Below are 21,301 nucleotides of genomic sequence, written 5' to 3' on the forward strand. Positions count from 1 at the left end.
GCCTCCTCCGCCGACGCGCGGCAGGATGGCAGCAGACTCACGTCATCCAGGCAAGACCCCACAGCAGGAGGTAACACACCATGGCTCGAGCGGTCGGCATCGACCTGGGCACGACGAACTCCGTCGTGTCCGTACTTGAGGGTGGCGAGCCCACCGTCATCGCCAACGCCGAGGGCGCCCGGACCACCCCGTCCGTCGTCGCCTTCACCAAGTCCGGCGAGGTCCTCGTCGGCGAGGTCGCCAAGCGACAGGCGGTCACCAACGTCGACCGCACCATCCGGTCCGTCAAGCGCCACATGGGCGAGGACTGGAAGGTCGAGATCGACGACAAGACCTTCACCCCCCAGCAGATCAGCGCCTTCGTGCTGCAGAAGCTCAAGCGCGACGCCGAGGCCTACCTCGGCGAGACCGTGACCGACGCGGTCATCACCGTCCCGGCCTACTTCTCCGACGCCCAGCGCCAGGCCACCAAGGAGGCCGGCGAGATCGCGGGCCTCAACGTCAGCCGCATCGTCAACGAGCCCACCGCGGCCGCCCTGGCCTACGGCCTCGACAAGGGCGAGGACCAGACGATCCTCGTCTTCGACCTCGGTGGCGGCACGTTCGACGTGTCCCTGCTCGAGATCGGTGAGGGCGTCGTCGAGGTCAAGGCGACCTCCGGTGACAACCACCTCGGTGGCGACGACTGGGACAACCGCGTCGTGGAGTGGATGGTCAAGAAGTTCAAGGACAACAACGGTGTCGACCTCGGCGCCGACAAGATCGCCAAGCAGCGCCTCCAGGAGGCCGCTGAGAAGGCGAAGATCGAGCTGTCCTCGAGCTCCGAGACCACGATCCACCTGCCCTACATCACCCACGGCGAGGGCGGCCCGCTCCACTTCGAGGAGAAGCTGACCCGCAGCGAGTTCCAGAAGCTCACCGCCGACCTGCTCGAGCGCACCAAGGCGCCGTTCCAGTCGGTGCTCAAGGACGGTGGCGTCGCGATCGCCAACATCGACCACGTGGTCCTCGTCGGCGGCTCGACCCGCATGCCGGCCGTGACCGAGGTCGTCAAGGAGCTGCTCGGCGGCAAGGAGCCCAACAAGGGCGTCAACCCCGACGAGGTCGTCGCCGTCGGCGCCGCGCTCCAGGCCGGCGTCCTCAAGGGCGAGGTCAAGGACGTCCTCCTGCTCGACGTCACCCCGCTGTCGCTGGGCATCGAGACCAAGGGCGGCGTGATGACCACGCTCATCGAGCGCAACACCACCATCCCCACCAAGCGGTCGGAGATCTTCACGACCGCCGACGACAACCAGCCGTCGGTGGAGATCAAGGTCGCGCAGGGCGAGCGCCAGATGTGGAGCCAGAACCAGCCCCTCGGCAACTTCGAGCTCACCGGCCTCCCGCCGGCCCCGCGCGGCGTGCCGAAGATCGAGGTCACCTTCGACATCGACGCCAACGGCATCGTGCACGTCTCGGCCAAGGACCAGGCGTCCGGCCGCGAGCAGTCGATGACCATCTCCGGTGGCTCGGCGCTGAGCAAGGACGAGATCGACCGCATGGTCAAGGAGGCCGAGCAGTACGCCGAGGAGGACGCCAAGCGTCGCGAGGCCGTCGAGGCCCGCAACCAGGGCGACCAGCTCGTCTACACGACCGAGAAGTTCCTCACCGACAACGCGGACAAGCTCCCCGACGACGTGAAGACCGAGGTCCAGGCCGACGTCGACGCGCTCAAGGAGACCCTCGCCAAGGAGGACGCGTCGTCGGAGGAGATCACCGCCGGCATCACCAAGCTCGGTGAGTCCAGCCAGAAGATGGGTGCCGCGATGTACGCCGCCGCGGAGGCCGACCAGGCCGCTGCGGGCGGTGCCACCGGGGCGACGGGCGAGTCCGACGACGACGTCGTCGACGCCGAGATCGTCGACGAGCCCGCCGAGGGCACGGACAGCAGCGAGGGTGAGTCCAAGTGACCGAGCCCGGCAGCGGATCCTTCGGTGACGCGGCCGGCGAGATGGCCAACGAGACCGAGGTCGAGGTGCCCGAGGAGGGCGCCTCGGCCTCGGCCGGCCAGCCGGACGCTGCGTCCGACACCACCACCGACCCGGGGGCCGACGACAGCACCAGCGGCGTCGACAACTGGCTCGAGGAGGGCGGCCCGCTGGAGCCCCAGGACTTCGTCGACGAGTCGGGCGTCGCGGCGTCCGCGGACGTCCAGCTCGCCGAGCGCACCGCCGACCTGCAGCGCCTGCAGGCCGAGTACGCCAACTACCGCAAGCGCGTCGACCGCGACCGCCAGCTGATCGCCGAGAACGCGACCTACCGCGTCCTCGCCCCGATCATCGAGGTGCTCGACACGATCGACCGGGCGCGCGAGCACGAGGAGGTCGAGGGCGGCTTCAAGGCCGTCGCCGACCAGCTCGAGGGCGTCGTGGCCAACCTGGGCCTGACCCGCTTCGGGCAGCCCGGCGACGAGTTCGACCCCAACCTCCACGAGGCGCTCAGCCACCTGGGCACCGACCCGGAGGTCAGCGTCGTGACGTGCAAGCACATCGCCAAGGCGGGCTACAAGATCGGCGACCGGGTCGTACGAGCCGCCCAGGTGCTGGTGGTCGACCCTGTCGACGCCTGAGCCCGACCACTCGATGACTGAGCCGATGGAGAGGAGGTTCACCCGTGGCTGACAACGAGACCTTCCGGAACGACTGGGCGACCAAGGACTTCTACCAGGTCCTCGGCGTCAACAAGGACGCCAGCGCGGCCGACATCAAGAAGGCCTACCGCAAGCTGGCCCGGGAGAACCACCCCGACTCCAACCCCGGCGACGACGCCAAGCACGAGAAGTTCAAGGCGGTCGCCGAGGCGTACGACGTGGTCGGCGACGAGGCCAAGCGCGCCAAGTACGACGAGTTCCGCTCGCTGCAGGCGCGCGGCGGCTTCGGCCCCGGCATGGGCGGCGGCATGGGCGGCACGGGCGGCTTCGGCGGCGGCGGGTTCAACCTCGACGACCTGCTGCGCGACCGCGGTGGCGCCGGTGGGGGGATCGGCGACATGTTCGGCGACCTCTTCGGCGGTGGCGCCCAGCGCACCCGTACGCACCAGCCGCGGCCGCGCCGCGGCGCCGACGTGGAGAGCACGGCCACCATCGGCTTCACCGACGCCCTCGACGGGGTCACGGTGTCGCTGCGGCTGACCTCCGACACGGCGTGCGCGACGTGCCAGGGCACGGGCGGCAAGCCCGGCACCCGGCCGCATATCTGCCCGGAGTGCGAGGGCGCCGGGTTCGTGGTGGCCGGCACGGGCGGCGCGTTCTCGATCAACGAGACCTGCCCCGCCTGCGGTGGTCGCCAGCTCGTCTACGACGAGGCGTGCCCGACCTGCCACGGCTCCGGTCGCGGCACGTCGGCGCGCTCGATCCAGGCCCGCATCCCGGCCGGGGTCAAGGACGGCGCGCGGATCCGCCTCAAGGGCAAGGGCGCTCCGGGTGAGAACGGCGGCCCGGCCGGCGACCTGTTCGTCAAGGTCAAGGTCACCCCGCACCGCGTCTTCGGCCGCAAGGACGACAACCTCACCATCGAGGTGCCCGTGTCGTTCGACGAGGCGGCCCTCGGCGCCGAGGTGAAGATCCCGACCCTCGGTGGGGCGCCGGTGACGCTCAAGCTGCCCCCCGGGACGCCCAACGGGCGCACCTTCCGGGTGCGCGGCAAGGGCGCGACCAAGCGCGACGGCACCAAGGGCGACCTGCTCGCGACCGTCGAGGTCCAGGTGCCGGCGTCGCTCGACCCCACCGCGCGCGAGGCCCTCGAGGCCTACCGCGCGGCGACCGCCGGCAAGCCACTGCGCGCAGGACTGTTCGACTCATGAGCGGCTTCGGTGCGCCCAACCCGGACGCCGCCGTCTACGTCATCAGCGTGGCGGCGGAGCTGACCGGGCTGCACCCCCAGACGCTGCGTGCCTACGAGCGGATGGGGTTGATCCAGCCCGGGCGCACCGGGGGCGGCGGCCGTCGCTACTCCCACCGCGACCTCGAGCGGCTGCGCCAGATCGCCGACCTCACCAGCGCCGGCATCGGCATCGAGGGCGTGCGCCGCATCATGGAGCTCGAGCTCCAGGTCGACGCCCTGCGCGCCCGCAACGAGGAGCTGCTCGCCGAGCTCGAGGCCGTACGCCACGGGCTGGCCGCGCGGGCGGCTGCCGCCCAGGCCGCACCCAACAAGCTGCCGGTGCTGCACCGGGGTCCCGGGCAGTCCGTCGTGGTGTGGCGGCGCCAGCCCTAGCCCGCCCCGCAACCGCTGAGGGCGCGACTGTCCGCCCCGCCGCGTAGGGTCGGCCTCGTGAGTGAGCGATGAGCAAGATGGACAACCTGCGGGCGATGCGCGAGGCGAAGTATGCCGCCGCCCAGAAGCGAGCGGCCGACGCGCCGGCCCGACCGGCCGCCGCGCGGCCTCCGGTCGCGCCACCGGCGCCCGCCCCCACGTCGGCGGCGGCCACGACCTCGGCCGAGCCGGCTGCCGATGCTGCCGACGACCTGTGTGGCCACCGCAACATGAGCGGTCGCACCTGCACCCGCGAGCGCGGTCACGCGGCCAAGAGCCACCGCTACTCCTGACCCTCTCCCGCGTGAGTGAAAGTTTTCACTCATCGGTTCGCCCGGGGTGAGCGCGGCTGCGGCACCGCTCAGGCGCCGAGCGCCTCCGCCGGCACACCCGTCGGGTGCGGGGCCGGCTCCCCGCGGAGCTCGGCCACCTGCGCGACCAGCGCGGCCATGACCTCGGCGGCCACCCGGCGTACGGTCGCCTCGTCGACGGGCTGCCCGGCACCGACGCCCGCGAGGCGGCGTACGTCGATCGGCTCGCCCACGGCGACCGCCACCCGCGGCCGCAGGAGCGTGTTGCGCAGCAGCCTGGCCACGATGCCCGTCGTGCCCACGACCTGCTGGGCGCCGACGAGGGCGACCGGGACGACCGGCGCGCCCGTGCGCAGCGCGAGGCGTACGGCTCCGGTCTTCGAGCGCTCCGGCCAGTGCTGCGGGTCGCGGGTGATGCGGCCCTCCGGGAACAGCCCGACGGCCTCGCCCGCGTCGAGCGCGGTGGCCGCCGCGTCGAGCGACCCCGCGGCGGCGGAGGTCCCGCGCTGCACGGGGATGAAGCCGAGCCGGCGGACGAACGGTCCGACCAGGCCGGAGCGGAAGACGCCGCCGGTCGCCATCAGTCGCAGCGAGCGACCCAGGCGCCGACCGACGAGGGCGAGCAGGATGCCGTCGGCGAAGCTGGTGTGGTTGGCGACCACGATGACCGGGCCGCCGGGCAGCTGCGCGCGGGGCACGGAGCGGCGGGTGAGCTCGACGCGGCTGACGGTCGAGACGAGGGCCCCGAGGAGGCTGGCGGCGACGGCGTAGAGGAGGGCGGCCCGGAGACCGGGGCGCTGCCACGAGGTGTCCATGCGCCGAGTCTCGGTGATGCCGGGGGTGCCCCGCCCCCGTATCGGCACTCAGGTCGCAACCCGGATCCGCGCCCTGTGCGAGGATCGGCGAGGTGGGGAACAGCCCGGATCCAGCCGCGCGGTCCCGCGCGGTCGCGCTGGTGCTGGTCGTCCTGCTCGTCGGCGTGCTCGTCGCGGTGCGGGTGTTCTCCGACGGCGAGGCCCAGGCGCCCGTCGCCACCCCGGCCGGCGAGGAGCCCGGTGACGCCGGCTCGGCGCCCGGCCGCCCGGTCGTCCGGCCGGTCGAGCCCAACCGGGCCCCGGTGGCCGAGGAGGCCCTGGCCGGCATCCGCTTCGAGGACGTGACCGAGCAGGTCGGGCTCACGGGCAGTGGCCCCGACGGTCCCGAGCCGACCGCCGCCGACATGGACGCCGGCGCCGCCGTGGCCGACATCGACGACGACGGCGACCTCGACCTCCTGCTCACCTCGTCGGGCCGGGCCAGCGGCCTGCACCGCAACGATGACGGCGTCTTCACCGACGTCACCGACGAGGCGGGCCTCCCGTCGCTCGTCGGCGTGACGTCTGCAGCCTTCGCCGACGTCGACGCCGACGGCCACCTCGACCTCTTCCTCGGCGGGCCCGGAGCTGAGTTCGGGCGGCTGTTCCTCGGCGCCGCCTCCGGCCGGTTCCGCGACCGGACCGAGGCCTGGGGCGTCACCGTTCCCGGCACCGGCCAGCGCGCGATCCGGGGCGTGGACTTCGGCGACGTCGACCGCGACGGTGACCTCGACCTCGTGGTCACCGACTGGAACCTCGGCTCCTTCGTCGCCGTCGAGGCCGCCCGCGGTGACGCGTCCGACCGGTTCACGAACCAGTGCCAGTACGCCGCGACCGTACGCCGGCTGCACGCCGCCGGGGCGTTGGAGGTGACCGGGGCGACGCGGGCCTTCCGCAACGACGGTGAGCGCTTCACCGACGCGACGCAGGCGTGGGGCCTGGCCGACCTCGGCATCGAGCGACCGTTCACCCCGCAGCTCGTCGACCTCGACGACGACGGCTGGCTCGACCTCGCGGTCGCCGGCGACTCGTGCTCCTCCCGGCTCTACCGCAACGAGCGCGGCACCGGCTTCGTCGACGTCACCGAGCGCGCCGGCGTCGGCACCGACGAGAACGGGATGGGCTCTGTCGTGCGCGACCTCGACGGCGACGGCAGGCCCGACTGGCTCGTCACCTCGATCGCCTATCCCACGGCCGACGGCACCTGCCCGCCTGTCGGGCTCTTCGCCGGCTGCTCGGGCAACCGGGTCTACCTCAACCGCGGCCGGATGCGGTTCGAGGAGGCAGGCGACGAGCTGGGCCTGCGCGACACCGGCTGGGGCTGGGGCGCGGTGGCCGCGGACTTCGCCAACGACGGCCGGCTGCAGGTCGCGGTCACCAACGGCCGCATCGGCAAGGCCGACCCCGACCCGACGTCGCAGGCCGAGGTCTACTACGCCGCATTCGTCGACGACCCCACGTCGTTCTGGGCGCGCGCGGACGACGGGCCGTACGCCGAGGCCGCCGCCCAGGTCGGCATCGACGACGACCGCGTCTCCCACGCGCTGGTCGCCTTCGACCACGACCGCGACGGCCGCCTCGACCTGCTGGTGGCCCACGCCGGGGAGCCGCCGACGCTCTACCGCAACGTCACCCCGCCGCGGCGCTGGATCGGCGTCCGGCTCCGCGACCCGTCCACGCCCGGCAACCCGTCCGGGCTCGGGTCGCGGGTCGAGGTCACCGCCACCTCCGGCGAGACGACCACGCAGTGGCTGCACACGTCCGGGTCGTACGAGGCGCAGCACCCCGCCGAGCTGCACGTCGGGCTGGGCGACGCCGGGGTGGCCCGCATCCGGGTCTGGTGGCCGGGCGAGCGGAGGCCGCAGGTGGTGACCGGGCCGCAGGCCGACCGGTTGATCACCGTCACCCGGGACCGTTGATCGACTACTCTCCCGGCACCGGACCAAGGAGCGACCCCATGGCGCACATCGACCTCCCGACCAACTCCCCGGGCATCCGCGGGCTCTTCGAGTTCCGGCCCGAGACGGCGGCGCCGCTCGGCCAGCTCGCCGAGGTGCTGCTGCGCGGCGACAACACGCTGGAGCGCGGCGAGCGCGAGCTGATCGCGGCGTACGTGTCCTCGCTCAACGACTGCCACTTCTGCATGAGCTCGCACGCGGCGTTCGCGGCGCTGCAGCTGCCCGACGGCTGGGAGGTCGTCGACGGCGTGCTGCACGACCCCGCCTCGGCCCCGGTCAGCGACAAGATGCGCGGCCTCCTCGCGATCGCGGGGGAGGTGCAGCAGTCCGGGCGGGCGGTCACGCCGGAGACGATCGCCGCCGCCCGCGAGGTCGGCGCCACCGACGTGGAGATCCACGACGCCGTGCTGATCGCGGCGGCGTTCTGCATGTTCAACCGCTACGTCGACGGGCTCGGCACCTTCGCCCCGCCCGACCGTGCCGACTACGTCCCGATGGCCGAGCAGGTCGTGGCCGCCGGCTACGTCAGGCCGCGCTGACCCGACCGGGGCTCAGGCCTCGCCGCTCGCGTGCTCGCCGGTGAGCAGCCACGTGCCGCCGGCGTCCTCGAGGACGTAGATGCTGTCGACCGGCGTCGCGCCGCGCGTGCCGGTGGCGTGGATGCCGAACCGCGGCACGGCCTGCGGGTCCTCGGGGTCGCGGACGAGCACGACCTCCATCGTCGCGAACTCGATCGGCTCGTCGGCTGACGACGCGGCGAACTCCTCGAGCCGCTGGCCCGCGATCGCCGACGCGGCCAGCTCGCTGTCGCCCGCCTCCCGGGCATCCGCCTCGATCATCAGCGCGGCCACGAGGTCGTGAGCCATCGCGTCTGCCTGCGAGCTGGCCGCGTCGCCCACGACCGTCGTGACGTCTCCGGAGACCGTGACGTCCGGGATCGCCCCGGCGGGGACGTCCACGTCGGGGCGCTCCGCCAGCGCACCGGACGCGACGGCCGGCCCGGTCGACGCCGCCGTACGCGCGGGCATGCCGGCGACGACCAGCGCGGCGAGGGCGACGGGCACCACGGCCGCGAGGCGTACGGGTGCCGACAGCGCGAGCGGCCGGTCGAGGCGCTCGGTGACGAGGGTGAGAGCCGGACGCAGCGCGCACACCGCCACGAGGCCGCCCAGCACGGCGACCTTGGCGCCGTACTCGGTCTGCATCGGGGCGAGCAGCAGCGCGCTGGCCAGCCCGACCGCGGCGCCGAAGACCATGCGCGGTCGGCGCCCGGTCGGCGACGTCATCGGGTCGGTGATCATGAAGAGCATGAAGATGACGACCTCCGGCGAGGTCGCCACGATCCACCAGAAGTCGGCGCCGCACACCGGGTTGACGCTCCACCGTGCCGAGATGCAGTGGCCCGACAGGCTCAGCACGGCGAGGCTGGTGGCGAAGACCCCCCAGAAGGCCAGCGACATCGGGAGCAGGCCCAGGCGCCGGGTCACGGTCAGGGCACCGGTCGCGAGGATCAGGTAGACCGCGACCATCTCGACCGACAGCGGTCCCCACCAGAAGTCGAGCGGGTTGACCACCGTCGTGCCGAGCAGCAGGAAGCACGCCACCAGCCCGAGGTTGGACGGGTTCACCACGGGGCGGCCGCGGAACCGCAGCACGTGCTTGGACAGCAGCGCGAGGCCGGCGGTGGCGGCGAAGATGTACCAGCCGTTCATGCTCCACCAGTCGCCGTGCTCGGTGCCGTTGACGCGGAGCACGAGCGCGACGCCGTTGCCGGTGAGCAGCGCGCTGGCCGGCCAGACGATCTCCTTGCGCTCCCAGAAGACCATCGGCACCTCGATCAGGGCACACGTGCCCAGGCACACCAGGATCTGCGCGATCGACAGCTCCCAGCCGAGGAACGCCTGCCCCATCACCTGGATCGACGTGATCGTGGCAGCCAGGTGCAGCCGCGGGTCGCGGATCGAGGGGAGGCGCACGGGGTAGGAGGTGCCCCGGATGCGTACGGATCGGGCGGCTGGCATGGCCCGCACCATCCTGCCCGACGCCCGCGGGCGTTGTCCCGGGTCGCGGGACATTCCCCAGACCTGGGGCGTGCGCGTCAGGCCGGCCAGTGACCGGGCCGGGACAGGCCCGCCGGCAGCGTCGTCCCCGCGTCGCCGCGAGCCGCGTTGACCTGCGGCTGGGTGAGGAACAGCGCGGAGGAGAGGTCGCACCCGCGGACGTCGGCGTCGCGGAGGTCGGCGCCCAGCACGTCGACGTCGTCGAGGTCCGCGCCGCGGAGGTCGGCGGCGATCAGCAGCGCGCCGCGGAAGGTCCAGCCGCGCAGGTCGCCCGAGAGGCGTCGGCCAGCGAGGTCGGCGCGGGTCCGGTCCGCGGCTGCCGGCCACCGACGGCGTACGCGGTCGCTGGCGTCGGCGAGCAGCCCGCCGACGCGCTGGTGCAGGTCGTCGACGTCGACGAGCAGGAGCGGCTCGGGCTCGGCTGCGGTGAGGAGCTCGATCTCCTTGCGGACCGGGCCGGTGGCCGGGTCGGAGGAGCGGCGGTCGACCTCGCCGAGGTGGACGAGCATCTCGTGGAGCTGGCGCATCACCGACAGGACGGCAGCCATCTCACCGAGGTTGTCCTGCTCGCGCCAGGAGACCCCGCCGTAGGTGACCTGGGAGACCTGCTGGCCGGCGCCGAAGCACTCGAAGACGGTGCACCCTGGCCAGCCGTCCTGGCGGAGGCTGTCGTGGATGCCACACCGGTCGTCGGACAGCAGGTTGAGGCAGGGGGTGCCGCTCGGCTTGTCGACGCCGAAGCCCGACTCGGCGGCGAAGGGGAGGAGCACGCAGCACAGCCCGAAGCAGCGGGAGCAGTCAGAGCTCAGCCCGGGGGAAGCCACCCGGGGATCGTCGCACGGGCGTGGTGAGGCCGGACGATCAGGCGCCGTACCAGCCGTACTGGATCGCGAAGGCGTTGACGAAGAGCAGGGCGATGAACAGCACCGCGATGAACCGGTTGTCGAAGATCAGCTTGCCCATAACATCCAGCATGACCGCTTGTTCGCGGAATCAAACAGTTGAAAGGTAAAGATTGCCCGCGGCGCGTCGATTTACCCCATTCGCGACACCCCTAGGCTGACTCCGTGAGTGCGCTGCTGGTCGCCGGGACGACGTCGGACGCCGGCAAGACGATCGTGACGACCGCCCTGTGCCGGGCGTACGCGCGCCGGGGCGTGAAGGTCGCTCCGTTCAAGGCGCAGAACATGTCCAACAACTCGATGGTCTGCGCCACTCCTGACGGCCGGGGCGCCGAGATCGGCCGCGCGCAGTGGATCCAGGCGGTCGCGGCGGGAGTCGAGCCCGAGGCGGCGATGAACCCGGTGCTCCTCAAGCCGGGCGGCGACCGGCGCAGCCACGTCGTGGTGATGGGCCGACCCGGCGGGACGATCGACTCGAAGGACTTCGTCGGCGGGCGCACCCACCTGCGCGACGCGGCGTACGACGCCTTCGACGACCTCGCGTCCCGCTACGACCTGGTCGTGGCGGAGGGCGCGGGCAGCCCGGCCGAGATCAACCTGCGGGCGGGTGACTACGTCAACATGGGGCTGGCGCAGCACGGCTCGATCCCGACGGTGGTGGTCGGCGACATCGATCGCGGCGGCGTCTTCGCGGCGATGTTCGGCACGGTGGCGCTGCTGGACGCCGCCGATCAGGCGCTGGTCGCGGGCTTCGTGGTCAACAAGTTCCGCGGCGACGTCGACCTGCTGCGACCGGGGCTCTCGGAGCTGAGGGAGCTGACCGGGCGCGAGGTCTACGGCGTGCTGCCGTGGCACCCGGACCTCTGGCTCGACTCCGAGGACGCGCTCGACCTGGCCGGTCGGCGGGCGAGCGAGGAGGAGGCGCGGCTGCGGGTCGCGGTCGTACGGCTGCCGCGGATCTCGAACTTCACCGACGTCGACGCGCTGGGCGTCGAGCCGGGCGTCGACGTGGTGTTCGCCTCCGACCCGCGGGCGCTCGCCGGTGCAGACCTCGTCGTGCTGCCCGGCACCCGCGCGACGCTCAAGGACCTCGCCTGGCTGCGCTCGCGCGGGCTCGACCGGGCCGTGCTCGAGCACGCCGCGGCAGGCAGGCCGGTGCTCGGGATCTGCGGCGGCTTCCAGATGCTCGGGCGGCGGATCCTCGACCCGGCCGGTGTCGAGGGGGTCGCCGGCGCGGACGAGCCGGGCCTGGGGCTGCTCGAGGTGACGACGACCTTCCGGGCCGACAAGGTGCTGCGGCTGCCGACCGGCTCGGCGCTGGGCGCCGACGCCCACGGCTACGAGATCCACCACGGCCGGATCACCCGGCACGGCGGCGAGGAGTTCCTCGGCGGGGCGCGGTCGGGCGCAGTCCTCGGGACGATGTGGCACGGCAGCCTGGAGGGCGACGACCTGCGCCGGGCGCTGCTCGCCGAGGTCGCCGCGGCGGCGGGGGCGGCGTACGAGCCCTCGGACGTGAGCTTCGCCGAGCAGCGCGAGCGACGGCTGGACCTGCTCGGCGACCTGGCCGAGGAGCACCTCGACCTCGACGCGCTGCTCTCGCTCGCGACGTCCGGCGCGCCGGCGGGGCTCCCGGCGCTGGAGCCGGGGGCGTCGCGATGACGGTCCTGCTGCTCGGCGGGACGAGCGAGGCGCGCGAGCTGGCGGTGCTGCTGGACGAGGCGGGGGTGGACTTCGTGTCGTCCCTGGCCGGTCGGGTCGAGCGGCCGCGGCTGCCGGTGGGCGAGGTGCGGATGGGCGGCTTCGGCGGGGTCGAGGGGCTCCGCTCGTGGCTCGCCGAGCACGGCGCGACCGCGGTCGTGGACGCGACCCACCCGTTCGCCGAGGGCATGTCGGCCAACGCCGTCGCGGCCTGCAGGGCGTCGGGCGTGCCGCTGCTCAGGCTGGCCCGTCCGGGGTGGGGCGCGGCGCCGGGCGCGGACGGGTGGCACTGGGTGGACGACCACGCCGAGGCGGCCGCGCTGGCCGCGTCGCTCGGTCGGCGCCCGCTGCTCACTGTCGGGCGCCAGCCGCTCGACCACTTCGTCGGGCCGCTCGCCGGGCACCGTGCCGTGGTGCGCGTCGTCGACCCGCCCGAGATCGAGGTGCCGGAGCCGTGGCTGGTGATGCTGGACCGCGGCCCGTACGACCTCGCCGGCGAGCTCGAGCTCCTCGCCGAGCATGCGGTCGACGTGCTCGTCACCAAGGACTCCGGCGGCACCTACACCTGGCCCAAGATGGAGGCCGCCGGTCAGCTCGGCGTGCCGGTCGTCGTCGTACGCCGGCGCGCGGAGGTGGACCGCGTCGAGACGGTGCCGGACGCGGCCGCGGCGCTGGCCTGGGTCGTATCGTGAAGGCATGTCGACCCCGGGCCTGAACCCCGCCTCGCCCCTCAAGCTCCAGTTCCCGCAGTCGCTGGCGGTCTACGACGACTACGCCAGGGCGCAGAAGAGCGTGGACTTCCTCGCCGACGCGGACTTCCCCGTCGACCAGCTGATGATCGTGGGCACGGACCTCAAGCGCATCGAGCGCGTCACGGGCCGGCTCACCTGGTCGAAGATCGCCGTCGGCGGCATCGCGTCCGGGCTGTGGTTCGGCGTCTTCATCGGGCTGATCTTCGCGCTGTTCACCGAGGAGGGCCTCTGGCAGGTGCTGCTCAGCACGGCGTTCATCGGTGCGACCTTCGGCCTGGTCTGGGCGCTCATCGGCTATGCCTTCACCCGCGGCCAGCGCGACTTCTCCTCGGTCACCCAGGTCGTGGCGACGAAGTACGAGGTGCTGGTGGAGCACAAGGAGGCCGCGCGGGCGCGCGAGCTGCTGGCCGGGCTGCCGGGGGCGCTGCCCGACCCGTTCGCCTGACCGGTCCTGCGCCGTCGTCCAAGGCCCCCGGCCGCGCACCATGCAGGCAGTTCGGGGATATGCCGGCGTCGTCCACGCTCGAGCCGGCCGGTTCGAGCGCGAACTGCCTGCATGGTGTCGTCAGCAGGGTCGGCGCGTCGCGACGAACGCGGCGACCACGACGGCCCCAGTGCCGACCGCGTCGGCCAGGCGTACGGCGCGGCCGATGTCCGCGCGGGTCGGCGGCGGGCCGTCGCCGAGGACCACCCGGTCCTCGGTGCCGTGGGCGTAGTGGTTGCGACCCCCGAGGCGTACGCCGAGCGCGCCGGCGAAGGCGGCCTCGACGACACCCGCGTTGGGGCTGGGGTGGCGGCGCGCGTCGCGCCGCCAGACGTCGAGCGCCGCTGAGGGACGGCCGCCGACGGTGGGCGCGACGGCCGCGGCGAGCAGGCCGCTGAGCCTCGCCCCGGGCAAGTTGAGCAGGTCGTCGAAGCGCGCGGACGCCCAGCCGAACAGGCCGTACCGCTCGCCGCGGTGGCCGACCATCGCGTCGAGGGTGTTGGCCGCGCGATAGCCCAGAAGGCCGGGGACGCCGAGCAGCGCGCCCCAGACGAGCGGGGCGACGACGGCGTCGGAGGTGTTCTCCGCGACCGACTCGACGGTGGCGCGGCTGACCTCCGTCTCGTCGAGCGCGGAGGTGTCGCGGCCGACGAGGTGGGTGAGGCGTCGCCGCGCGCCGGGCAGGTCGCCGGCGGCGAGGAGGCCGTGGACGGTCCGTGCCTCGCGGCCGAGCGACGTGCCGCCGAGCACGGTCCACGTCGCGGCCGCGGTGACGAGCGTGTGGCCGAGGGGGTGGTCCCTCGTCTGTCGCTCCAGGCCGAGACCGCCCCCCGCGACGGCCCCGGCCAGGAGGGCCAGGTGCAGCAGGCCGCGCGCCCGCGAGTCGGCGTACGTGCGCCTCTCGAGGGCGGCAGCGGCGCTGCCGAAGATCGCCACGGGGTGCCCGCGGCGCGGGTCGCCGAAGCGACGGTCGGCGAGGTGGCCGAGCAGGATTCCGAGCGCTCGGGTGACCCTTGATGTCGACACGCTCGTTCCTCCCTGCTCAACCAGCGGGGGATCAGATCGCCGCGGCGTAGGCGCGCTGCGCCTCGACCGCCGCCTGCCGGCGCCAGGTGCGGTCGACCAGTGCCGTGAGGGCGGCGCCGATCACCGCCCACATCGCCAGCAGGGTCAGCAACGACGAGACCCGGAAGTCCCACAGGATGCTCGCCGGGAAGCCGCCGAGCTCGTCGACCTTCGGGAAGGCGAGCGCGGCGACGGCGACCACCACGACGTACGCCGTGGCGCCGGCGATCGTCCCCGGCACGACGCTCCACCGGCGAGCCGCCCAGCGGGCGACCGCGACGGCGGTGAGGACCCCGAGCACCGACACCGCGACGAAGCCGAACCAGAGTGCGGTGCGGTTGTCGATGGTCTCGCCGGAGCCGACGGCGGGTGGCGTGGCGGGGTACTTGAGGAACGGCACGACGCTGAACGACACCGCCCCGAGCAGCGCCACCAGAGCGGTGCTCGCTGCCGGGCGAAGGCCGCCGAGGCGGCCGAGGCCGACCGCGGACAGCAGCCCGGTGAGGCCGCCGAGGACGACGCCGATGGCGAGGGTGCCGGTGGCGAGGCCGAGGGTCGACTGCGTGGTGCGGGAGACGGCGGCGTCGTCGTGGGAGTGCGAGGCGGTGGCCTCGTCCTCGTGGTGGTGGTCCGCAGTGGCGCCTGCAGACTCCTCGAGCGCGATGGCACGGTCGACCTGCGGCTCGCCGACGGTGTACGCCACGACGAACGCGGCGACACCGGCGAGGAGACCGGCGAGGAGACCGTGCACCAGGAAGGTGCGGGTGGTCATCCGTGGATGATCAGTGGCACGGGAAGCCGAGCAGGTGCCGGCCGTCGTGGACCCACTCGTGGATCGCAGTGCCCGCGGGGATCGTGATCGCGCCCTGGACCGAGCTGACCAGCACGAGGACCGACATGGCGAACAGCGCGCCGAGGACCAGCCAGGGAGCGAGCTCCCGCAGCGGGATGGCGAGGTCGGCCGGAGCCACGGTTGACGAGGTGGGGCTGGAGATGGCGTGCGCCATGGTGTTCCTCCTACGGGATGAAAGCGTCCCGGGTTGATGGGGAGTGACTTCCAGTCCGTCGGGTCTGACTTCACCGCTCGGCGTGGCCGAGCGATGTCACAGTAGCGCCACTGCGCCGGATTCCCACCGGCTTCCTCAGGACTGGGTGCGTGGAGCGTAGCACACTCAGGAGGTCGTCGGTGACGGCCGTGCGACGCGCGCTGATCCGGACCCACTCGTCGCCGAGGCCGGGGAACGTGTCGGCCCGTCGGACGGCGAAACCCTTGCCCCGTAAGGCTTCCCGGCTCCCCTCGCCGGTGCGGGCGAGGACGTACGGCGCGGTGCTGGCGACGGTCTCGACGCCGAGCTCGCGCAGCCCGTCCTCGAGGTGGCGTCGTCGGCGCTCGAGCTCGACGGCCCGCTGTCGGGCCTCGCGCTGCGCGTCGTCGCTGCTGGTCGCAACGAGCGCCGCGACGGCCGGGGCGGAGACCGACCACGGCGTCTGGAGGTTGCGGAGCGCGCGTACGACCTCGGGCTCGGCGAGGACGTAGCCCGCGCGGATCCCGGGGATCGACCAGATCTTGGTGAGGCTGCGGAGGACGACGACGCCGGGGAGGCGGGAGTCGGCCAGCGTCTCGACGTCGTCGTCGAGGAAGGCCTCGTCGACGACGACCAGCCGCCCCGGTCGCGTGAGGACCTGGATGACGGCGGCGGGGTGGCGTACGCCGGTGGGGTTGGTCGGGTTGCCGATGACCACGAGGTCAGCGTCGTCGGGCACCAGCTCGGGTCGCAGCCGGAATCCGTCGTCGTGGGTCAGCAGGACCTGCCCGGGGCTGTGGCCGGCGGTGCGGAGCGCGACCTCCGGCTCGGTGAACTGCGGGTGCACGACGACCGGGTGCTCCCACTGCCGCAGCCGGGCGAGCAGCGTGAAGGCCTCGGCGGCACCGGCGGTGGCGAGGACGTCGGTGGTCTCGCGACCGTGCCGTCGGGCGACCGCCTGCTCGGCCTCGGCCGGGTCGGGGTAGGAGTCGGCCGCGGCGAGGCTGTCGGCGAGCGCGCGGTCGAGCCACGTCGGGCGCGGGCCGTCGAAGACGTTGACGGCGAGGTCGATGAGTCCGGGGGCGGCATCCTTGTCGCCGTGGTGGCGCAGGTCGGGCCCGGCGTACGCCGCGGCCGCCGCGACGAACCGTGCCGCGAGGCGCGGGTGGCCGGCCCAGTGGGTGTGGAGGTACGACGCGTGCAGGCTGCGCGTCGCGACGCCCGCGGGGTCGGGCATCAGCCAGGCCGGGTCGCCAGTGGTCGGTCGCGTCAGGTGGGTGCGGTGGAACTCGTGCCCGGTGACCTGCTCGTGTGCGCGCGCCAGGAGGTTGTCGGTGGGCGCGGTGGCGGTGCGGTAGGACAGCGTGAGTCGCGGCGCCATCTCGGCGGTCGCGTCGATGGCGCCGACCATCGGGACGGCCGGACCGTCCGGGCCCTGCACCGACTCGCAGAGGTAGAGCAACCCGGCACACTCGGCCGCCGTCGGCAGCCCGCGCGCGATGGCCGTACGGAGGTCGCGCCGCAGGCGTTCGTTGGCGCCGAGCTCGGCGGCGTGCACCTCGGGGAAGCCGCCGCCGAGGTAGAGCCCCGTCGTGCCCTCGGGCAGCCGGGTGTCGGTGAGCGGGTCGAGCTCGACGACCTCCGCCCCTGCGGCTGTCAGGAGCTCGACGGTCTCGGCGTAGCGGAAGGTGAACGCCCGCCCACCCGCCACCGCGATCCTGGCTCTCCCACCGGTGGTTGTCCCCACCCCACCCGATAGTCCGCTGCGAAATGCCGGTGTTTCGGCCTCGCCGACCGGCATTTCGCAGCGGACTATCTCGCGCGCGGGGTTCCAGGCGGCCTCCCGGATGCTCGGCGCCCCCGACGCCAGCCGTACGACCCGCTCGAGGTCCACCCGCTCCGCGATCTGCCCGGCCAGCCGGTCCAGCGCCCCCACCGCGTCCGCCCGTTCCGCCGCAGGCACCAGCCCGAGGTGCCGCGACGGCGCCTCGATCCCGTCGTCCCGCTGGAGGATCCCGAGCACCGGCACCATCTCGCCGATGGACCGCGCCACCTCGTCCGCGTGCCGCGCCGACCCCGCCTTGTTGAGGATCACCCCGACCACGTCGACCGGCGGCTGCGCCCACGTCATGAGCCCGTGGATCGTCGCGGCGATGGTGCGCGACGCCGACGAGATGTCGACGACCAGCACCACCGGCGTACGGGTCACGGCTGCGACGTGCGCCGTCGAGGCGAACCCGTCACCACCGATCTGCCCGTCGTACAGGCCCATCACACCCTCGATGACAGCGAGGTCCGCGCCGGCAGCGCCGTGGAGGAGGAGGGGTACGAGGCGCTCCTCCCCGACGAGGTGCGGGTCGAGGTTGCGGCCGGGGCGGCCGGTGGCGAGCGCGTGGTAGCCGGGATCGATGTAGTCGGGGCCGACCTTGTGGCCGCTGACGGTGTGGCCTGCGCGGGCGAGCGCGGCCATCAGCCCGGTGGCGACGGTGGTCTTGCCGTGGCCGGACGCGGGCGCGGCGACCATCAGGCGGGGGAGGCGCGTCACCACTCGATGCCTCGCTGGCCCTTCTGCCCGACGTCCATCGGGTGCTTGACCTTGGTCATCTCGGTGACGAGGTCGGCGGCCTCGACGAGTCGCGGGTCGGCGTTGCGGCCGGTGATGACCACGTGCTGACGACCGGTCCTCGACGTCAGCGAGGACACGACGTCGTCGACGTCGACCCAGCCCCACGTCATCGGATAGGTGAACTCGTCGAGGACGTAGAGGTCGTGCCGCTCCTCGACCAGCGCCCGCTTGATCTCGGCCCAGCCCTCGGCGGCAGCCGCGGCGTGGTCGTCCTCGCTGCCGCCCTTGCGCGACCACGACCAGCCGGAGCCCATCTTGTGCCAGGTGACCGGCCCGCCCTCGCCGGTCTGCGTGTGCAGCTCGCCGAGGCGCTCGAGGACGGTCTGCTCGCCGATGCGCCACCTGGCGGACTTCACGAACTGGAAGACCCCGATGTCGAAGCCCTGGTTCCACCCGCGCAGCGCGAGCCCGAAGGCCGCGGTCGACTTGCCCTTGCCGTCGCCGGTGTGGACGGCGAGCAGCGGGCGGTTGCGGCGCTGGCGCGTGGTGAGGCCGTCGTCGGGGACGGTGGTCGGTACGCCCTGCGGCATCAGGCCCTCCAGCTGTCGACGTGGACGGCTTCGTCGAGGGTGCGACCCCGGCGCCAGCCGTGGCGTACGAGGTCGGGCACCTCCTGCAGCTCCGTCACCGGACCGAGGCAGAGCCACGCGACCGGGCGTACGCCGTCGGGCAGGCCGACGAGGTCGGCGAGGAACTCCTCGCGGTAGAACGACACCCACCCGACGCCGAGTCCCTCGGCGGTGGCGGCGAGCCAGAGGTTCTGGATGGCCAGGCAGGTGGAGTAGAGGCCGGTGTCGGCGATCGCGTGGCGGCCGAGCACGTGCTGCCCGCCGCGGGACTCGTCATAGGTGACGACGACGCCGAGCCCTGACTCGCGGATGCCTTCGACCTTGATCTTCTCGAAGGTCTCGCGTCGCTCCGGCGGCAGCTCGGCGGCGAACGTACGCCGCTCGGTCTCGACGTGCTCGGCGAACGCCTCGCGGGTCCCGTCGTCGAAGACGAGCACGAAGTCCCACGGCTGCGAGTGCCCGACGCTGGGTGCGTGGTGCGCCGCCTCGAGCACGCGTCGCAGCCGGCCCAGGTCGACGGTCTCGCCGCTGAACTCCGCCCGTACGTCGCGCCGGCGGGCGATGACGTCGTAGAGGTCCTGGCTGAGCGTCTGCGGGCTCATGCGGCGCGGGCCAGGCCGGCGAGCGCCTGCGCGCTGACGTCGGCGATCGGCAGGTGGGTCGCCCGCATGGCCTGCGCGAGTGCGCCGGCGAGGCCCATCCGCATCGGGCCCTGCTCGCAGTCGACGACGACCGCGGTCGTCCGGTGCTCGGCGATCCATTGCGCGGCCTGTCGGCTGCGCGCGACCGCGTCCTGGCCGTGGGTGGCGCGGCCGTCGGTGATCACGATGAGCAGCGGGCGCCGGCGCGGGTCGCGTACGGCCTCGACGCGCAGCACCTCGGCCGCGGTGAGCAGGCCCTCGGCGAGCGGCGTACGCCCTCCCGCCGGCAGCTCGGCCAGGCGTCGGGCGGCGATGTCGACCGAGTGGGTCGGCGGCAGCGCGACCTCGGCGCCGTCGCCGCGGAAGGTGACCAGCCCGACCTTGTCGCGGCGCTGGTAGGCGTCGAGCAGCAGGCTGAGGATCGCGGTCTTGACCTGCTCCATCCGCTTGCGCGCGGCCATCGACCCGGACGCGTCGACGCAGAAGAGCACGAGGTTGGCCTCGCGTCCCTCGCGTCGTGCGGTCCGGAGGTCGGTGGGCTCGAACCTGAGCCGCCCACCGGTCCTGCCGCGAGCCTGCTGGTGCGGAGCGGCGGCGCGGATCGTCTCGACCAGGTGCAGCCCGCCGGTGCCCTGCGGGTCGGCCCCGATGCGCCGGCCGTTGGAGGTCAGCGCCCGGCTCCGCTTGCCCGACTCGCCCGCTCCCGTGCCGTGGACCTCGAAGCGCCGCACCTTGTAGGGATCCGCGGCCCCGATGACACTCTCCATCGCCAGTCGAGTAGCCCCATCCTCACTCGTCGGTCGAGTAGCCCCCGAGGAACGAGGGGGCGTATCGAGATCCCGGTCGCCCTCACTCGGTGGTTCACCTTCATTCGGTGGTCGAGTAAGGCCGTCCTCATTCGCTGGTCGAGTAGCCCCCGAGGAACGAGGGGGCGTATCGAGACCCTCTCCCTCAGAGTCCCCCTCGCCATCCCCCTCCGGCTCCGGCGGTAGGGGCGGCTCCGGCTCCGGCTCCTCATCCCCCAGCACCGCATCGAGCAGCTCCTCGTCCAACCCCGGCGCATCGAACGGATTCCTCCGTCGGCGGTGCGGCAGCGCGAGCAGCGCAGCCTGGCGGATGTCGACCTTGGTAACGGTGGTCCTCCCGTTCCACGCCGCGTGCGCCACCGCCGTACGCGTGGTGACGATGTCGGCGCGCATCCCGTCGACCTCGAAGGCGGCGCACACCTCGGCGACCTTGGTGAGCACCGCATCGGTGAGCTCGACCTCGGGGAGCAGCTTGCGGGCGGAGGCGATCCGATCGGTCAGCGCGCGCTCCGCGTCGGCGTACGCCTCGACGAAGGCAGCCGGGTCGGCGTCGAAGGCCAGCCGGCGGCGTACGACCTCGGCGCGCAGCTGCGGGTCGCGCGGCGCGGCGATCTCGACGGTGAGGCCGAAGCGGTCGAGGAGCTGGGGGCGGAGCTCGCCCTCCTCGGGGTTCATGGTGCCGACGAGCACGAAGCGGGCGGCGTGCGCGACCGAGACGCCGTCGCGCTCGACGGTGGAGCGGCCCATCGCGGCGGCGTCGAGCAGCAGGTCGACGAGGTGGTCGTGGAGCAGGTTGACCTCGTCGACGTAGAGGATGCCGCGGTGCGCGCGGGCGAGGAGGCCGGGGTCGTACTCCGCGACGCCGTCGGCCAGCACCTTGGACAGGTGGAGCGAGCCGAGCACGCGGTCCTCGGTGGCGCCGACGGGCAGCTCGACGAGGCGTACGGGCCGGGTCTCGGTCTCGGCGTCGAGCGGCCAGCGCTGTTCGGGGCCCGGGCCGTCGGGGGAGACGTCGCCGGGCCGGCTCGAGAACCGGTCGCCGGCGACCACCTCGATCGGCGGCAGCACGGAGGCGAGGGCGCGCACGGTGGTGGACTTCGCCGTGCCCTTCTCGCCGCGCACGAGGACGCCGCCGACCTCGGGGGAGATCGTTGTGAGGACCAGCGCGAGGGTCATGTCGTCGCGGTGGTCGGCCGTGGAGGGGACGACGGCGGACAGGGGGTACTGCAGTGGCATGGGGGCTCCCGCTCTCGTT

General features: G+C 73.3%; 20 protein-coding genes. 10 read left to right on the top strand and 10 right to left on the bottom strand.

Annotated features, from left to right (window positions below; translation table 11 throughout):
* Positions 1-80 precede the first annotated feature (80 nt).
* From dnaK to AC57BS_RS25225, 5 genes are all read left to right on the top strand, one after another.
* Positions 81-1,949 carry a molecular chaperone DnaK gene (gene dnaK, locus AC57BS_RS25205; protein ID WP_496414191.1) on the top strand — a complete coding sequence of 623 codons (1,869 nt, stop codon included), beginning with the start codon at positions 81-83 and terminating at the stop codon, positions 1,947-1,949.
* Entirely contained in the window at positions 1,946-2,608 is a 663-nt protein-coding gene (gene grpE / locus AC57BS_RS25210) for a nucleotide exchange factor GrpE (protein WP_496414192.1), read from the top strand. Before dnaK ends, grpE begins: the two co-directional genes overlap by 4 nt.
* A 44-nt stretch (positions 2,609-2,652) precedes the next feature.
* The gene (gene dnaJ / locus AC57BS_RS25215) at positions 2,653-3,840 is read left to right on the top strand and encodes a molecular chaperone DnaJ (RefSeq protein ID WP_496414193.1); all 1,188 of its coding nucleotides are present in this window, start codon (positions 2,653-2,655) and stop codon (positions 3,838-3,840) included.
* A complete protein-coding gene (locus tag AC57BS_RS25220) occupies positions 3,837-4,253 on the top strand; it encodes a heat shock protein transcriptional repressor HspR (protein WP_496414194.1) in 417 nt (138 codons plus the stop codon). Before dnaJ ends, AC57BS_RS25220 begins: the two co-directional genes overlap by 4 nt.
* Positions 4,254-4,321: 68 nt before the next feature.
* Positions 4,322-4,585 carry a hypothetical protein gene (locus AC57BS_RS25225; protein ID WP_496414195.1) on the top strand — a complete coding sequence of 88 codons (264 nt, stop codon included), beginning with the start codon at positions 4,322-4,324 and terminating at the stop codon, positions 4,583-4,585.
* A 68-nt stretch (positions 4,586-4,653) separates the two neighbouring features.
* On the opposite strand, the gene AC57BS_RS25230 is transcribed toward AC57BS_RS25225, so the two are convergent.
* Entirely contained in the window at positions 4,654-5,418 is a 765-nt protein-coding gene (locus tag AC57BS_RS25230) for a lysophospholipid acyltransferase family protein (RefSeq protein ID WP_496414196.1), read from the bottom strand.
* A 92-nt stretch (positions 5,419-5,510) separates the two neighbouring features.
* Between AC57BS_RS25230 and AC57BS_RS25235 the strand changes: the two genes are divergently transcribed.
* Complete coding sequence (locus AC57BS_RS25235; protein ID WP_496414197.1) at positions 5,511-7,376, top strand: CRTAC1 family protein; 1,866 nt, start codon at positions 5,511-5,513, stop codon at positions 7,374-7,376.
* A 38-nt stretch (positions 7,377-7,414) separates the two neighbouring features.
* Positions 7,415-7,954: a carboxymuconolactone decarboxylase family protein gene (locus AC57BS_RS25240; RefSeq protein WP_496414198.1), complete on the top strand. Its 540-nt coding sequence runs from the start codon at positions 7,415-7,417 to the stop codon at positions 7,952-7,954.
* A gap of 12 nt (positions 7,955-7,966) precedes the next feature.
* Here the strand turns inward: AC57BS_RS25240 and AC57BS_RS25245 are convergent, their stop codons facing one another.
* Positions 7,967-9,436, bottom strand: a complete 1,470-nt coding sequence (locus tag AC57BS_RS25245) for a hypothetical protein (RefSeq protein WP_496414199.1) — start codon at positions 9,434-9,436, stop codon at positions 7,967-7,969.
* A gap of 77 nt (positions 9,437-9,513) precedes the next feature.
* Entirely contained in the window at positions 9,514-10,299 is a 786-nt protein-coding gene (locus tag AC57BS_RS25250) for a pentapeptide repeat-containing protein (RefSeq protein WP_496414200.1), read from the bottom strand.
* A 243-nt stretch (positions 10,300-10,542) separates the two neighbouring features.
* On the opposite strand from AC57BS_RS25250, the gene AC57BS_RS25255 reads away from it, so the two are divergent.
* From AC57BS_RS25255 to AC57BS_RS25265, 3 genes are read left to right on the top strand one after another with little or no spacing between them, the layout of a single operon-like run.
* Complete coding sequence (locus AC57BS_RS25255) at positions 10,543-12,039, top strand: cobyric acid synthase (protein WP_496414201.1); 1,497 nt, start codon at positions 10,543-10,545, stop codon at positions 12,037-12,039.
* Complete coding sequence (locus AC57BS_RS25260) at positions 12,036-12,770, top strand: cobalt-precorrin-6A reductase (RefSeq protein ID WP_496414202.1); 735 nt, start codon at positions 12,036-12,038, stop codon at positions 12,768-12,770. The genes AC57BS_RS25255 and AC57BS_RS25260 overlap by 4 nt, the downstream gene beginning before the upstream one ends.
* A gap of 4 nt (positions 12,771-12,774) precedes the next feature.
* Positions 12,775-13,275, top strand: coding sequence for a YflT domain-containing protein (locus AC57BS_RS25265; protein ID WP_496414203.1), 501 nt, complete (start codon positions 12,775-12,777; stop codon positions 13,273-13,275).
* 120 nt (positions 13,276-13,395) lie between these two features.
* Here AC57BS_RS25265 and AC57BS_RS25270 read toward each other — a convergent pair whose 3' ends face one another.
* From AC57BS_RS25270 to AC57BS_RS25300, 7 genes are all read right to left on the bottom strand, one after another.
* Positions 13,396-14,340, bottom strand: coding sequence for a cobalamin biosynthesis protein (locus AC57BS_RS25270; RefSeq protein ID WP_496414204.1), 945 nt, complete (start codon positions 14,338-14,340; stop codon positions 13,396-13,398).
* A gap of 31 nt (positions 14,341-14,371) precedes the next feature.
* A complete protein-coding gene (locus AC57BS_RS25275; protein ID WP_496414205.1) occupies positions 14,372-15,151 on the bottom strand; it encodes a CbtA family protein in 780 nt (259 codons plus the stop codon).
* A gap of 10 nt (positions 15,152-15,161) precedes the next feature.
* The gene (locus AC57BS_RS25280) at positions 15,162-15,386 is read right to left on the bottom strand and encodes a CbtB domain-containing protein (RefSeq protein ID WP_496414206.1); all 225 of its coding nucleotides are present in this window, start codon (positions 15,384-15,386) and stop codon (positions 15,162-15,164) included.
* A 70-nt stretch (positions 15,387-15,456) separates the two neighbouring features.
* Positions 15,457-17,928 carry a bifunctional hydrogenobyrinic acid a,c-diamide synthase/histidinol phosphate aminotransferase CobBC gene (gene cobBC / locus AC57BS_RS25285; RefSeq protein ID WP_496414229.1) on the bottom strand — a complete coding sequence of 824 codons (2,472 nt, stop codon included), beginning with the start codon at positions 17,926-17,928 and terminating at the stop codon, positions 15,457-15,459.
* A gap of 17 nt (positions 17,929-17,945) precedes the next feature.
* Positions 17,946-18,560, bottom strand: a complete 615-nt coding sequence (gene cobO / locus AC57BS_RS25290; RefSeq protein WP_496414207.1) for a cob(I)yrinic acid a,c-diamide adenosyltransferase — start codon at positions 18,558-18,560, stop codon at positions 17,946-17,948.
* Positions 18,560-19,201 (bottom strand): 5,6-dimethylbenzimidazole synthase, encoded by a 642-nt coding sequence (gene bluB / locus AC57BS_RS25295; protein WP_496414208.1) that lies wholly within the window; start codon positions 19,199-19,201, stop codon positions 18,560-18,562. The genes cobO and bluB overlap by 1 nt, the downstream gene beginning before the upstream one ends.
* The gene (locus AC57BS_RS25300; protein ID WP_496414209.1) at positions 19,198-21,282 is read right to left on the bottom strand and encodes a VWA domain-containing protein; all 2,085 of its coding nucleotides are present in this window, start codon (positions 21,280-21,282) and stop codon (positions 19,198-19,200) included. Before AC57BS_RS25300 ends, bluB begins: the two co-directional genes overlap by 4 nt.
* Positions 21,283-21,301: the final 19 nt, after the last annotated feature.

This window comes from Nocardioides sp. BGA-UO-ETr-FS32, assembly GCF_059567905.1.

What these genes read in the sequence shown, in the direction of transcription:
- dnaK (WP_496414191.1), top strand. Translation starts at nt 81, where the DNA reads ATGGCTCGAGCGGTCGGCATCGACCTGGGCACGACGAACTCCGTCGTG.
- AC57BS_RS25220 (WP_496414194.1), top strand. Translation starts at nt 3,837, where the DNA reads ATGAGCGGCTTCGGTGCGCCCAACCCGGACGCCGCCGTCTACGTCATC.
- AC57BS_RS25225 (WP_496414195.1), top strand. Translation starts at nt 4,322, where the DNA reads ATGAGCAAGATGGACAACCTGCGGGCGATGCGCGAGGCGAAGTATGCC.
- AC57BS_RS25230 (WP_496414196.1), bottom strand. Translation starts at nt 5,418, where the DNA reads ATGGACACCTCGTGGCAGCGCCCCGGTCTCCGGGCCGCCCTCCTCTAC.
- AC57BS_RS25240 (WP_496414198.1), top strand. Translation starts at nt 7,415, where the DNA reads ATGGCGCACATCGACCTCCCGACCAACTCCCCGGGCATCCGCGGGCTC.
- AC57BS_RS25245 (WP_496414199.1), bottom strand. Translation starts at nt 9,436, where the DNA reads ATGCCAGCCGCCCGATCCGTACGCATCCGGGGCACCTCCTACCCCGTG.
- AC57BS_RS25260 (WP_496414202.1), top strand. Translation starts at nt 12,036, where the DNA reads ATGACGGTCCTGCTGCTCGGCGGGACGAGCGAGGCGCGCGAGCTGGCG.
- AC57BS_RS25265 (WP_496414203.1), top strand. Translation starts at nt 12,775, where the DNA reads ATGTCGACCCCGGGCCTGAACCCCGCCTCGCCCCTCAAGCTCCAGTTC.
- AC57BS_RS25275 (WP_496414205.1), bottom strand. Translation starts at nt 15,151, where the DNA reads ATGACCACCCGCACCTTCCTGGTGCACGGTCTCCTCGCCGGTCTCCTC.
- AC57BS_RS25280 (WP_496414206.1), bottom strand. Translation starts at nt 15,386, where the DNA reads ATGGCGCACGCCATCTCCAGCCCCACCTCGTCAACCGTGGCTCCGGCC.
- cobBC (WP_496414229.1), bottom strand. Translation starts at nt 17,928, where the DNA reads ATGGTCGCCGCGCCCGCGTCCGGCCACGGCAAGACCACCGTCGCCACC.
- cobO (WP_496414207.1), bottom strand. Translation starts at nt 18,560, where the DNA reads ATGCCGCAGGGCGTACCGACCACCGTCCCCGACGACGGCCTCACCACG.
- bluB (WP_496414208.1), bottom strand. Translation starts at nt 19,201, where the DNA reads ATGAGCCCGCAGACGCTCAGCCAGGACCTCTACGACGTCATCGCCCGC.
- AC57BS_RS25300 (WP_496414209.1), bottom strand. Translation starts at nt 21,282, where the DNA reads ATGCCACTGCAGTACCCCCTGTCCGCCGTCGTCCCCTCCACGGCCGAC.